Source organism: Exiguobacterium sp. N5 (assembly GCF_025842465.1).
GTDB lineage: Bacteria > Bacillota > Bacilli > Exiguobacteriales > Exiguobacteriaceae > Exiguobacterium > Exiguobacterium profundum.
In genome coordinates this window covers 149717-163663 of the sequence record NZ_JAPAEP010000003.1, presented here as the reverse complement: position 1 = coordinate 163663, position 13947 = coordinate 149717, and the positions used below count along the sequence as shown (strand labels likewise).

At 47.9% G+C, this 13947-nt stretch carries 13 protein-coding genes; 7 read left to right on the top strand and 6 right to left on the bottom strand.

Annotated elements, in window-relative coordinates; genetic code table 11:
- Positions 1 to 2: 2 nt before the first annotated feature.
- On the bottom strand, positions 3 to 902 hold the full coding sequence (locus tag OKS35_RS13310; RefSeq protein ID WP_264093229.1) for a 1,4-dihydroxy-2-naphthoate polyprenyltransferase: 900 nt from the start codon (positions 900 to 902) through the stop codon (positions 3 to 5).
- Positions 903 to 1070: 168 nt separating this feature from the next.
- Between OKS35_RS13310 and OKS35_RS13305 the strand changes: the two genes are divergently transcribed.
- From OKS35_RS13305 to menC, 6 genes are read left to right on the top strand one after another with little or no spacing between them, the layout of a single operon-like run.
- Entirely contained in the window at positions 1071 to 2459 is a 1389-nt protein-coding gene (locus tag OKS35_RS13305; protein WP_214734552.1) for an isochorismate synthase MenF, read from the top strand.
- A complete protein-coding gene (menD, locus tag OKS35_RS13300) occupies positions 2452 to 4101 on the top strand; it encodes a 2-succinyl-5-enolpyruvyl-6-hydroxy-3-cyclohexene-1-carboxylic-acid synthase (RefSeq protein ID WP_264093228.1) in 1650 nt (549 codons plus the stop codon). Before OKS35_RS13305 ends, menD begins: the two co-directional genes overlap by 8 nt.
- A complete protein-coding gene (locus tag OKS35_RS13295; RefSeq protein ID WP_264093227.1) occupies positions 4098 to 4877 on the top strand; it encodes an alpha/beta fold hydrolase in 780 nt (259 codons plus the stop codon). Before menD ends, OKS35_RS13295 begins: the two co-directional genes overlap by 4 nt.
- A gap of 1 nt (position 4878) precedes the next feature.
- Positions 4879 to 5703, top strand: coding sequence for a 1,4-dihydroxy-2-naphthoyl-CoA synthase (gene menB, locus OKS35_RS13290; protein ID WP_015880852.1), 825 nt, complete (start codon positions 4879 to 4881; stop codon positions 5701 to 5703).
- Between the two features lie 49 nt (positions 5704 to 5752).
- Positions 5753 to 7111, top strand: a complete 1359-nt coding sequence (gene menE, locus OKS35_RS13285) for an o-succinylbenzoate--CoA ligase (RefSeq protein WP_214784802.1) — start codon at positions 5753 to 5755, stop codon at positions 7109 to 7111.
- Positions 7108 to 8178, top strand: a complete 1071-nt coding sequence (gene menC, locus OKS35_RS13280) for an o-succinylbenzoate synthase (protein WP_078146358.1) — start codon at positions 7108 to 7110, stop codon at positions 8176 to 8178. Before menE ends, menC begins: the two co-directional genes overlap by 4 nt.
- Before the next feature lie 38 nt (positions 8179 to 8216).
- Here the strand turns inward: menC and map are convergent, their stop codons facing one another.
- The 5 genes from map to OKS35_RS13255 all read right to left on the bottom strand — a co-directional run bounded on the left by map (position 8217) and on the right by OKS35_RS13255 (position 13109).
- Positions 8217 to 8966 carry a type I methionyl aminopeptidase gene (gene map, locus OKS35_RS13275; RefSeq protein ID WP_015880849.1) on the bottom strand — a complete coding sequence of 250 codons (750 nt, stop codon included), beginning with the start codon at positions 8964 to 8966 and terminating at the stop codon, positions 8217 to 8219.
- Positions 8967 to 8980: 14 nt separating this feature from the next.
- Positions 8981 to 10165, bottom strand: coding sequence for an EAL-associated domain-containing protein (locus OKS35_RS13270; protein WP_074037729.1), 1185 nt, complete (start codon positions 10163 to 10165; stop codon positions 8981 to 8983).
- Between the two features lie 40 nt (positions 10166 to 10205).
- Complete coding sequence (locus tag OKS35_RS13265) at positions 10206 to 10457, bottom strand: hypothetical protein (protein ID WP_015880847.1); 252 nt, start codon at positions 10455 to 10457, stop codon at positions 10206 to 10208.
- Positions 10458 to 10557: 100 nt separating this feature from the next.
- Positions 10558 to 12087, bottom strand: coding sequence for a DEAD/DEAH box helicase (locus tag OKS35_RS13260; RefSeq protein ID WP_015880846.1), 1530 nt, complete (start codon positions 12085 to 12087; stop codon positions 10558 to 10560).
- A 170-nt stretch (positions 12088 to 12257) separates the two neighbouring features.
- Positions 12258 to 13109 (bottom strand): S1 RNA-binding domain-containing protein, encoded by an 852-nt coding sequence (locus tag OKS35_RS13255; RefSeq protein ID WP_015880845.1) that lies wholly within the window; start codon positions 13107 to 13109, stop codon positions 12258 to 12260.
- Between the two features lie 570 nt (positions 13110 to 13679).
- Between OKS35_RS13255 and OKS35_RS13250 the strand changes: the two genes are divergently transcribed.
- Positions 13680 to 13922, top strand: coding sequence for a hypothetical protein (locus tag OKS35_RS13250; RefSeq protein ID WP_074037731.1), 243 nt, complete (start codon positions 13680 to 13682; stop codon positions 13920 to 13922).
- Positions 13923 to 13947 lie beyond the last annotated feature (25 nt).

The window sequence follows — 13947 nt, the reverse complement described above, 5'->3', positions numbered from 1 at the left end:
TTTTACAACACAAATCTTGAAACGATGAGTCCGATGACCATCCATGCTCCGAACAGCGTGTTCACTTTCGCTGTCATCGCCATTGCAGGCATCAATGCGGCTGGCTCTGCCTTTTGCCAAAATCGTTGAATCGCCCGGACCATGACCGGCACCGTAAAGAGCGACAGCAAGACCCACGGAGTGACGCCATATAATACAACCGCTAAGATGATGCCGATTAATGCCGCGATAAAGAATGCGGCCAATACATATACCGCACGTCGATGACCGACTAGACATGCGATCGTTTTTCGACCATTCTCTTTATCGTTATCTAAATCGCGGATGTTATTCGCAAGTAAGATTGCTCCGATCAACAAGGCCATCGGGAACGACACGAGTAGCAACTCCCTCGTCACCGTATTGATTTGGATAAAGCCGGCAATCCCGATGATGACATATCCCATGAATAGCCCAGCGACAATTTCACCAAACGGCGTATAGGCAATCGGTAGCGGCCCTCCAGTATATAAGTAGCCGACAAACATAGACAAGGCGCCGATCCAAAGCAAATGCCAGCTTGTGGATGCCGCAATGTAGAGCCCGAGTAGTGCCGCAATCGTATACATGCCGAGCGCAATCGCTAATACGTGCTGTGGTGTAAATCCATCACGTACGATGGAGCCTCCGATTCCGATGGACCCCTCATGATCAAGACCACGCTTGTAGTCATAATACTCGTTAAATAAGTTCGTCGCGATTTGAATAAGGACAGATGCCACTAACATGGCAAGGAAAAGTCCCCACTTGAGTTCGGTTTGATCGAGGACGATGAACGTCCCGAGCAAGACCGGAATAAAGCTTGCGGTCAGGGTATGCGGGCGAATCATTCGCCAATATGCCCCTTTCGATTTCTGTTTCATTTCGTTCCCTCCCTTCGTTAGTTTACGTCTCGATGAAAAAATCTGTCAACGCCAGCCCATTATCCTCGATTCTTGATCATTTCCCGAGCATTTCATAGGCAGGTGGATTGCGAACTCATGATACACTAAAAAGTGAGAATTCTATCGGATTGAGGAGGCTCTTCTTTTATGCCAGATACTCAAACACATATAAAACAGCGAATTGAGCAGGCCCATAAACGGGCGCGAGCTTGGCAACGGCCTGTCCTCGCATCATACACATGGGAAATCTCGGCGTTCGATGCTTTTCAAATCATCCAGAACACCGATACGTCCCATTATTATTTCATGACACCAGACCGAACACTCGAAATGCTCGGTTGCGGAGACGCACTCGTCTTGAGCGCTTCTGGACCCGAACGATTTCAGCGACTTCAATACGATTGGAGTCTTCACCGACGAGATGTCGATGCGACAATCCACGCGTTCGCCGGTTTTTCATTCGACACGTTTATGCGACCACAAAAAAGTATGTGGGATGCCTTTGGGGAGGCATCACTCGTCGTCCCAAAATTTTTATACCGTCGCTATAAAGACCGACACACGTTGACAGTGGCCACTCTCGTCTCTTCGAAGCAGTCGGTCGAACAGTATTTGATTCAATTGGCAGATCAGTTGGCCCAGTTCAGTTCACTTCGTCCGACGGAAGAAGCGACGCCGTCTTATACAAAAGTGAAAGATGGGGTCGATCACTTCAAGTCCAGTTTCCAACAGGCTAAACAGTTGATTGAAGAAGAACGAGTTGAAAAAATCGTGATTGCCCGCGAAGAAATTTATCAGCGTTCCGATGATGCGTTCCCCTTCTCAAAAAGTTTGAAGCATTTAGCAGATCATCAAGAATCTAGTTACATCTATTTGTATCAACCAAAGCGTGACACTGGTTTCTTTGGGGCGACTCCTGAACGATTGATTCAAAAAGAAGGCATGCAACTGAACACGGCTGCCATCGCCGGGACAATCAAGCGTCCGAAAACCGAGATCGAGGCAGAAATTGCGAAAGAGAAGCTCCTAAACGATTCAAAAAATCGTGAGGAGCATCAAATTGTCGTGAAAGACATCAAGCAGGCGTTGACACCCTATACTGCACCGATTCAAACACGAGATACTCCGCAAATTTTGGCAAATCGCTCGGTGTTCCATCTACACACCCCAATTCAAGCGACACTCGAAACAAATGCTTCCTTGCTGTCACTTGCGGAATCGCTACATCCAACGCCAGCACTCGGCGGCTCTCCGAAGCGGACATCGGTCCGATTGCTTCGTGAAATCGAGCGATTCGACCGCGGGTGGTACGGTTCTCCGTTTGGTTGGGTAGACAATGAAGGCGACGGCGAGTTTGTCGTGGCAATCCGCTCTGCACTCGTTCAACACCAATTCGTCGCACTGTATGCTGGATGTGGGATTGTGAAAGACTCTGCACTCGAGCAAGAGCTCGAAGAAACAGAAATAAAAATGAGTCCAATCAAACAAGCTTTGCAGTTTGATTTACACAATCAAGGAGGCACCCTAGATGAATAAGGTTTTGACCGATTGGGTCGCATCCATGGTAAATCGGCTTGTTGCGTCCGGTGTAAAAGACGTAGTCATCAGCCCAGGATCCCGCTCGACTCCGCTCGCTGTAGCGGCATATCTTCATCCTCAGATTCGTCATCACATCATCGTCGATGAACGATCTGCCGGATTTTTTGCTCTTGGACTGACCCGTGCGTCAGAAACAATTCGCCCGGTCGCATTGATTTGCACAAGTGGAACGGCGGCAACAAACTACTATTCGGCTGTGACAGAAGCGTTCATATCGCAGTTGCCACTCGTCGTACTGACAACCGACCGTCCTCATGAACTGCGCAATGTCGGGGCTCCACAAGCAATCAATCAAGTCCGCCTCTACGGTGAACAAGTGAAGACGAGCATTGATTTGCCTGTTCCAGAGGAGACAACGTTATCGTTTATGAAACAAACGATTACCCGCTTCACGAATCTGTCATTGCAAGCACCGATGGGACCTGTTCATTTGAATGTACCGTTTCGAGAGCCTCTGCTTCCTGACCTCGAGTCCTTGAAACAGATGTTAAAAGCTGACCCTGTCTTGCCAGAACGACAGCGTATTCGGCCGACACAAGCAGACAAAAACATTTTCTCGGAATGCACGAGTCAAAAACGACTCGCCTTCGTCGTCGGACCTTACACCCCGACATCTTGGCAGAAATCCATTGTTGAATTCGCTTCCGAACGACAGATCCCGATTTTTGCCGATCCTCTTAGTGGCATGCGACGTTTCGACGGCGTCTTGACCAACTATGACACGTGGCTCGCGAGTGAGCATCGAACTGATTGGCTGCCTGAGGTGTTCGTCCGTTTCGGGGCTGCACCTGTTTCGAAACGCTTCAATCAATGGATGGCCATGGCGGACCAACTCGTCATCGATGAACCGGGATCTTATCGCGACCCAAGTAGCCGAGCCACCATCTGTTACGGCGACGCACTCGATTTTCTACCGCTCATCGCATCCGTAAACGAACCTCGGTACCTTGAACGTTTACGCTTTTTTGAAGAGGTTGCCGAGTCTGCAAAATCGTCACTTCAAGGTGAAGCGGAATTGACGAAACGATTGCTCGATACATCGATTGAGCGTCTATTCGTCAGTAATAGTATGCCGATTCGAGATATAGATACATCACTGTCTGCCGGCACGAATATACACGTTCTCGCCAATCGAGGCGCAAACGGAATTGATGGTGTGTTATCCACTGCACTCGGAAGCAGTTATGATACGGCTCACTGCGCTCTATTGATCGGTGATTTAGCGTTCTATCATGATAGCAACGCCTTGCAACTGTTAAAGCATCATCCCGGAAAATTTTCCGTCGTGATTGCTAACAATAACGGTGGAGGGATATTTTCCTTCCTCCCACAGGCTTCTGTCGACACACAGTTGTTCGAAGATCTGTTCGGCACACCGCTTGATTTAAATATCCGTGGATTTGCTGACACATATGGCTTATCGTATCGTCTAATTGAACGACCGGATGAAATTCAAGAAGCGATTGAAGATGGCGTTCATTTAATCGAATTCCCATCGAATCGTGAGGAGAATGTGACGATCCATCGAGGTTGGACACAATCTGTCTGCGCTCGCCTCATCACAGAGAACGAATCATGAACATCGATTTACGTGGCGTACGTTATGAAGTGATTCATCGCGGTGAGGGAAAACCGGTATTATTTTTACACGGATTCACCGGAAACGCCCATTGGGTCGATTCGCTCCCTACATTACCGATTCGTCTTGTGTCACCGTCGCTCCTCCAACATGGCGCAACGGAGCACCCTTCAGTCAATCGTTCGACAATGAGTCAGCAAGTTAAAGATTTGTCCCGCTTACTGGATACGGACGACCGACCTTGGACAGTCGTCGGCTATTCACTCGGTGGGAGAATCGCATTGACACTCGCCGCATGCGACGAGCGTGTCGAACATGTCATCGGGATCAGCACGACCCCCGGTCTGCTCACTTCTAAGGAACGAGCCGCACGCCGCCGCCAAGATGCAGAATTGGCTCACTTGATTGAAACCAAGGGTATCGCTGCATTCGTGAATCGTTGGGAGAACCTTCCGCTTTGGCGACAGACGGAAGACATGAAACGTTCACTCCGAAAAGATCGGCTCGCCCAACACCCGAATGCCCTCGCAAACAGTTTGCGGTCAATCGGTACGGGACATATGCCGTCCTTATGGGGCACATTGCAGCGTCTCCCCCGTACCGACTTGATTGTCGGGTCAGACGATCTCAAGTTCAAAGCCATCGCAAGACACATGCAGGAAAAGCGACCAGATATTAAAATCTATGAAATTTCAAACGCAGGGCATGCTCCTCATATTGAGAATGCATCAGAGTTTGGTACAATAATAAAGAAATTGATTTTAGGGGGTATTTAAAATGGAATCAGTAGCGAACTGGACATCGGTCCGGACGTATGAAGACATTAAATATGAAACGTGGAACGGGATTGCCAAAATCACCATCAACCGTCCCGAAGTGCGCAATGCATTCCGTCCGTTGACGGTCAATGAATTGATTGATGCATTCGCTCGCGCGCGCGACGATAAAGAAGTCGGCGTCATCATCTTGACAGGTGAAGGCGAAAAGGCATTCTGTTCAGGTGGGGACCAAAAAGTTCGTGGACATGGCGGCTATGTCGGGGAAGATGAAATCCCACGCTTGAACGTCCTCGACCTTCAGCGCTTGATTCGTGTCATTCCAAAACCGGTCATCGCCATGGTCGCAGGTTTCGCAATCGGCGGAGGACACGTTCTTCATGTCGTCTGTGACTTGACGATTGCAGCGGACAATGCTCGCTTCGGACAAACAGGTCCTAAAGTCGGTTCGTTCGATGCAGGATACGGTTCTGGATACTTGGCACGGATCATCGGCCATAAGAAAGCTCGTGAAATCTGGTACCTTTGCCGTCAATACGATGCACAAGAAGCACTCGACATGGGACTCGTCAACACGGTGGTCCCACTCGATCAACTCGAAGCAGAAACGATCAAGTGGTGCCAAGAAATCTTACAACACTCACCTACAGCGCTTCGCTTCTTGAAAGCAGCAATGAACGCAGATACAGATGGTCTTGCCGGACTTCAGCAACTCGCTGGAGACGCAACGCTTCTCTACTACACGACAGATGAAGCAAAAGAAGGACGCGATGCGTTCAAAGAAAAACGTGACCCTGACTTCGGTCAATTCCCACGTTTCCCTTAATTGTTGAGAGAGTAGCGATTTCGCTACTCTTTTTTTGGAGGTGACAGCTATGTATGAATGGATTCGGAAACACCCAGCGTCACATCTCGCCCTTGTGACAGCTGACGATCGATTGACATGGGCAATGCTACGCACGGAAAGCCTTCAACTTGCCCAGTTCATCCATGAACAGACACCCACCGCCAAACGAATTGGCATATTCGCTAAAAACAGCAAAGACTATGTCATTGCCGTTCATGCAGTACATCTGCTCGGAAAAGTGCTTGTTCCGTTGAATACACGGCTGACAGAAGAGGAAGTGCGTACTCAGCTACAAACAGCAAAAGTGGACCTCCTTCTCGTTGACGTAGAAATCGATTTGTCTATCACCCAACTCCTGATCACACGCCGGACCACTTCATGTTTCACCGTGACCCATGAGTGGAATGAAGATGAAACCATGTCTCTCATGTTTACGTCCGGAACGACGGGTCGAGCCAAAGCGGTGCAACAGACGTACGGGAATCACCTCGCTAGTGCCCGAGCCGCTGAAGCGCATTTAGACTATCGTCCATCAGACCGGATGCTCGCGGTGACCCCGCTCTTTCACATGAGTGGACTGTCTCAAGTGTATCGGAGTGCCATCATCGGTTCGACGCTCTATGTCGAGCCACGATTCGATGTCGATCGAACACTTCACGTCATCGAGACAGAAGGCATCACCCAGCTATCACTCGTCTCAATTATGCTGCAACGATTGCTCGATGCTGGCCTGAAAAAGCACCGACTTCGCACGTTGCTCGTCGGAGGCGGACCCGTCCCGCGCTCATTACTAGAAGAAGCAGAACGACGCAAGTTACCGATTGCTCAGACATACGGGATGACCGAGACGTGTTCTCAAGTCGCCACGCTGCTCCCGAACGAAGCGCTCTCGCATATCGGTTCGAGTGGTCAGGCAATCGCCCCAACAAGTATTCGAATTAATTCAGACGGAGAAATCGAAGTAAAGGGACCAACTGTGACGAAGGGATACTTCGAACAACCTGAATCAGATGCTTGGACACCCGATGGTTATTGGCGAACGGGTGACCTCGGCACGATGAGGGATGGCTATTTATATGTACACGATCGCCGAACCGACCTTATTCTTTCAGGTGGTGAAAATGTTTATCCGGCTGAAATCGAAGCCGCCATGTTACGCTGTGCCGGTGTTCAAGACGTCGGCGTCACGAAACAGTCGCATCCGACTTGGGGAGAAGTCCCGATCGCCTTCGTCGTCGGCTCCTATGATCCAGCCGAGATGAAGCATGTTCTCGACTCACAGTTGGCTAAATATAAGCACCCGATCGCCATCCACTACGCACCGAATTTACCACGAAACGCGAACGGAAAATTAATGCGCCATCGCTTAAAGGAGCTACTGTCATGATCAAACGTGCTGAGCTTTCCATCGTCCCTTTGACGTTTAAACACCCGATTGTGACGGCACACGCCGTCTTATCTGTCCGAAGAACGCTTATCCTCCGTCTAGAGACCGTAGACGGTGTCATCGGATACGGAGAAGGTGCCGCTTTCGAAACACCTTGGTATACGGAAGAAACGACCCAATCCATGATCGATACGTCTAAACTAATTCTCAATTTACTGAAAGGGATGACGGTCACAACGGACGTGTTTCCGAACTTAGTCTCATCTATCATCGGTCAGCACATGGCAAAGGCAATGTGGGAAAGTGCACTCTGGGAGATTGAAGCAACGCGCGCGAACAAATCACTCAAGTCATTCATGAGCGCCGGAGATTCCGTTTCCTGCGGACGAACAATCGGGATTGGGTTACTGAATCAAACGATGAAATCCATCGAGACGGCATTAGCTGACGGATTCGAACGCATCAAATTAAAGGCATCTCCTAATGAACTGGTTCCTGCCCTACGTGAGATTCGCGCGGTCTTCCCTGATGCGCCTCTCATGATTGATTTAAACGGAAGTGCGTCCGATCAACCGATGGAATGGTTCGAACAACTCGATGCCCATCGGTTATTGATGATCGAACAACCGTACCCAAGCCGACAATTCACAAAATCAGCGGCTCTCCAAGCAAAACTCACGACCCCCATTTGTCTCGACGAATCCATCACGTCTTATGACGACGTGGATACGATGGCACAGCTTGGTGCCGGAAAAATCGTCAACATTAAACCCGCACGTGTCGGTGGGCTTAGCGAGGCGCTCCACATTCGAAAACACGGAACGCCATACTGGGTCGGTGGCATGTATGAATCCGGTATCGGAAGATATCATACACTCTTGTTTGCTTCGTTAAGCGGCGCGAGCTTCCCCGCGGACATGTCAGGCACGAGCGCTTATTTCGAGCAAGATTTACTCGATACCCCGCTTGAAGTGGAGAATGGAAAGTTGACTCTTCCGGATTCCGTACAACCAGATTGGAATGTGATTGAACGGTTACGCGAAGAAGTGATTACATTGCAAACATGAAAAAAGGTGCGGTTCACGAGAACCACACCTTTTTTACGTTAACGGAACGATCCCGTTAACACTTCATATCCATCTTCTGTGACAACGACCGTATGCTCGAACTGCGAAACAAGACTCTTGTTCGGAGTGAAGAGCGTCCAACCATCCTCTTCCGATTGATAGACGATTTCATCCTTTGTCGAGATGAACGTCTCAACAGCAATCACTTGCCCGGCTTTTAATAACTGATTTTCTTCGCGACTATAATAGTTCGAGATTGTCTCTGGCTCCCCGTGCAATGTCCGACCGAGACCGTGTCCGGCCAAGTTCCGGATGACCGTGAATCCATTCTTTCTCGCGTCAGCGTAAATTGCTTTCCCGATCTGATTGACTTTCACACCCGCCTTGACCTTGCTGAGTCCAGCTTCTAATGAAGTCAAGGATACTTCGACCAAACGTTCGTGCTGGGGTGACTTCGCCGCCCCCGCAATCACTGTACGTCCCGTATCGGCATAATATCCATCCTTCACAGCGGAGACGTCGACATTGACGATATCGCCCTCTTGAATGACTTCATCTCCCGGAATACCATGGGCAGCAACGTCATTGAGCGAGATACATGTGTAACCTGGAAATTCGTACATCGTAATCGGTGCAGAAGCTGCACCTTCTTCTTCTAAAATACGTTGCCCGATCGCATCTAATTCTTTTGTCGTCATACCGGGCTTGACGGCTTTCGCCATCTCATCTCGCGCAAGTGCGACGATTCGCCCGATTTCGCGCAATGCATCGTAATCATAATCTAGCATCGTCCATCTTCCTTTCAATCCAATAATCGGTTTTGATATAAATACTCTTCGGATATGTCGGCAAATAAGAACATGCCGTCCGGTAACGGATAGCTAAAGGTTCGCGTCACTTCATTTGAACTGAAATCACGATAGTCTCCCGATAAATAGCCACGCCCTCGAACATCCATCGCCGCCATCGTCTGAATGAAATACGGTCGGAAACTCCAGTTATAGCCTCGATACGTATTATCGACACGCCATTCTCCATTCACGCAGTAGACGTTCGCACTCGTCTGGAAACCTGTCTTATCCGTTATATAATAACGAACAAACACCTCTTCCAGTTTTGGGGCGATGAATTGAATCCACTCGTCTTTCTTGTCTCTCGACCACTTTCCAGATTGAACAAGTTCTCCAATCCGGCGATGTAATTCAAATTCAAGCTCGTATAAGCGATTCAATCGTTTCTGGTCATGTAAAAAGAAGGAAGGCACTTCTTGTGCCAACACACCCATACCTTTGATTTCTCGTTGGGGAATCTCATCTTCCAAGCCTAGTAGGCCACCCATGTAATACCGACCACCGTGCTGCCACGCGTAACGAAGCTGTCCGATGTGGTTGATGGATTTGTAAAGAAGCGGTGCACCAAGCTTCGAAGCAATATACTCCATCGTCTGAAGCATGTTCGGATAGGTGACCGATAACGTCTTTTTCTCGACCATCGTGCCAAGGTCGACGAGCAATAATTCTGGCGCAAGCGTCATGATGTCTTCGATACTCGTGGATTCGGCAAAGTCTAATGCAATTTTCAATCCATAGGACCGATAGTATTGAATGACACGTGACAGTCGCGGGACGTCGACTAAGTCCGTCCCTTGTAAGGTCACATAAATACGGTGTAACGGAAAATTCAATTCGCGTAGTGGGGCTAAAAAGGCTTCTCCCCCTTCTTCGAGAATCCATTCCGACCGGCATCTGAACGTGACGAATGGTTTGACGTCACGAAGTTGCGCTGCCGCGAGTTGCTCCATTCGTTGGGCGATGTCTAATTGATACTCGAGGGGAACATCATCATCATAAAAAAACGGTGTCAATGATTCGCCTCGGAATCGTCCATGTACCATATATCCTTCCACTTGAAACGTCGCCGCTCCAAGGATTGGTTCATACGTCACCATCACTTCTTCAGGATGGACCATCACTTCTACCGCATCCACAATTCATCACCTCTTCGTTAAATGCGAAAACGAGCTACAATCAGCTCGTTCGCGTGTGTACATACATATAGGCACCGAAACAAGCAATAAAATAGGCGATACTCACCACGCCATATGCAATGCCCATCTTTCCGCCTACTCCAATGGCTAACACTAAAAAAATCATCGCTCCAAATAACAATGTCGCCACGGGGATATAACGAAAGTTAGGACGGTCTGTCTTTGACACGATTGGTTTGAGTGCGATTACACAACCAAGCAGCACAAGGAGACCGAAACTTAATTCCACCATCCGTTGACACCTCATCCTTCTATCTCTACTCAACTAGTGTAGCACGACACAATAAAAAATGCCGCAAATCCACTTAGGGAAATGCGGCATTTCACGATGATTAGTCACGCGGACGGCGTGGACCACGGTCATCCGAGCGACGACGATCGTCACCACGGAATGATCCTTTACGGTCTCCACTGCGTCCATCACGACGTTCGCCACCGCGTCCACCACGACGATCGCCACCACGGCCACCGCCACCGCCACGACGGTCGTTACGACCACGGTATCCACCGCGATCGCCACCACGGCCACCTTGGCGTTTCACACGAACTGGTTCAGCGTACGAGATTTCAACAGGTGTTGAATCTGGCTCTTTCGTCAATCCACGAAGGGCAGCAGCGAGAATTTCAACTGCTTCGTACTCTTCAAGAAGCTCTGTCGCAAGTTGCGTGTAAGCTTTGAAGTCGCCCGCTTGAACGCGTTCGATCAACTCTTCAGCTGCTTGCTTTTGATTTCCTTCAAGTACTTCCGCGATTGTCGGTACGTGACGACGGTTCATCTTCTTGTTTGTCACACGCTCGATTGCCTTCACTTGTCCAAATTCACGTGGCGTGATGAACGTGAGGGCTGTACCAGTCTTACCAGCGCGACCTGTACGACCGATGCGGTGTACGTAGCTTTCTGGGTCTTGTGGTACATCGAAGTTGTAAACGTGTGTGACACCTGAAATATCAAGTCCACGTGCCGCAACGTCAGTCGCTACCAAGATATCGATTGTTCCGTTTTTGAAACGACGAATGACTTGGTCACGTTTTGATTGCGTCAAGTCTCCGTGAAGACCGTCTGCAGTGTATCCGCGTTTGATGAGGGCTTCTGTCACTTCATCTACACGTTTCTTCGTACGAGCGAAGATGATGCTGAGTTCTGGTGAATCGATGTCGATCAAACGGCAAAGTGTATCGAATTTTTGACCTTCACGCAATTCAAGGAATTGTTGGTTGATGTTCTCAACTGTCATTTCTTTCGCTTTTACTTTGATGATTGTCGGCGACTTCATGAAGCGCTCAGCAATCTTTTTGATTTGTGGTGGCATTGTCGCTGAGAAGAGAAGCGTTTGGCGCTCTTCAGGAAGACCAGCCAAAATCGTTTCGATATCTTCAACGAAGCCCATATTGAGCATTTCATCTGCTTCATCCAAGATGACTGTTTGAATGTCATCGAGTTTGATTGTCTTACGTTTCATGTGGTCCATGAGACGTCCTGGTGTCGCTACGACAATTTGCGGGTTCTTTTTCAAACCACGGATCTGACGGTCGATTTGTTGACCACCGTATACTGGAAGTGCGTATACGCGCTTCGTTTCACCGATTTTGTTTAATTCTTCTGCAACTTGAATCGCAAGTTCACGTGTCGGTGCAAGAACGAGTGCTTGGACTTGACGCGCCTTTGAATCGATTCGCTCAATTGTCGGAATACCGAAAGCTGCTGTTTTCCCTGTACCTGTTTGTGCTTGTCCTAATACGTCCACTCCCGTGAGTGCGACAGGAATTGTCTCAGCTTGGATCGGTGTAGCTTCCTCGAAGCCCATTTTGTGTACACCTTTTACTAATGCTTCACTTAATTGTAAGTCTTGAAATTTTGTCAAATTATATTCTCCTTTGTTCATACAAAAAACGTCTGAGTTCAGTTTGACAGATCTACAGACGTTTTCTCAATGTTTCCTCATAGTCAACTTTATTAACTATAACGTATTTCTTCCTAAAATGAAAGAAATACATTTTCAAACTTTTTCATGTCACCCGAACATGAGTTATCTTATTTCAATTTGTAGCCGTTGTCGAGCTTTTCAACTTGCTTCTCTTTCAACAGTTTTCCAAGCGCTCGTTTAAATGCCGCTTTACTCATCCCGAATTCACGGTCGATGATGTCAGGTGATGTCTTATCACCGTATGGCATTTGGCCACCACGTTCTTCAATATACGAGAGGATGCTCGCCGCATCACCATCAATCGCCTCATAGGCACGTGGCTTCATCGAAACGAGGACCGTACCGTCTTGTTTGACCTGCGTCACACGGACGGTCAACTGTTCTCCGAGACGTGGCCAACGCGTCATCTCAGCCTCATGCAAGAAACCGAGTGATTCCCCTTCGACCCATACGTTGACGCCCACTTCGCGTTTATTGACGACAATGGCCTGCACGTCCTGGTTGTTCCATTCTTCTTTCGACGGTCGTGCCAACAAGTTCAAGAACGCATATGGTGCAGGGTCCCCAAGCAAGCGTCCTTTTTGGTCATACTTCAATCGAATACACAATTGATCGCCCGTTTGTGGCCAATATGATCGGTTCTCCGGTAAGTCATCCATCGAAACGAGAACGTCCTTTTGAATTCCGATATTCACAAAGACCCCTGTGTTATACCGAACGCCAGTCACTTCAAACCATTCATACTCATCAAATGAAACGGTCGGAATCGTCATCGTTGATGCGAGACGTCCTTCTGAATCATGATATAAGAAGACACGAACCGTTTGACCGATTGTCACTTCTTCTGTTTGTTCTTTACGGTGAAGGAGCACCTCTTCGCGGCCGTTACTAATGAATACTCCAAAATCAGCAGAACGTTCCGCGACTAAATCTACTACTTCTCCTGCGCGCAATGCCATTACACCCACATCCTTTTCTAAGCTATTACTGTCAGTATACCTATCTACACACGTTCCTAATCATATCATGTTCTCTTTCAACATTTTGAATAAATGTGTCGAAAATGTGAATGTGTTTTGAGACTGTTGAAATCATGATTGTTTACAGAACTTACATGATTTATTAAAATTTTGTGACAATTTTGTGAACGTGTTTTTTTCTGCTAGTATCCTTTTTTTGAAAACGTTATTATATAGGAAGTGTCCAGTATAGATAAGGTTTCATTTAGGATTGATCGGGGGATAATAAATGTTTGATATACAGTCTCGTTCTTTTGCAAAGCGTTTTACAAAAGGATTGCTTGTCGCCTTTTTCGCATTACTCGCATCTCTCAGTTTTATTTTCTCAAACGGTGTCGACACGAATGTATCGTCATCCTCGACTTACATGACTCAAGAGTAAACGCCATTCAGCCCACTGAAGGCGTTTTTTTCTTTGCAATACATAACAGGATTTCCCTTCAAAAAGTCGAATACGATTAAAAGACCATGCCTTTTTCTTTCATACCTTTAAGAAAAGGAGACTCCGCTATGATTTTTTATTTTCTCACGTCCATTTTATCAATCGTAGGACTTGCTTTTTTGTTCCAGACCGAATTGTACAAAGATCCAATCGGAACATTTTTATTTGCCGTCCTAATTGCGATGGGACTCTCTTCCTTCAAACAACTCTTCATGCAGGCAAATGAGTATTTTGTAGAAAGACGGAACCAGAAACGGATCAAACGAGTCGTCGACAGAATGCACTCCACGACTCGAAAACGCTCTACATAACGCTCGTCTTCCCTCGCCACATTTG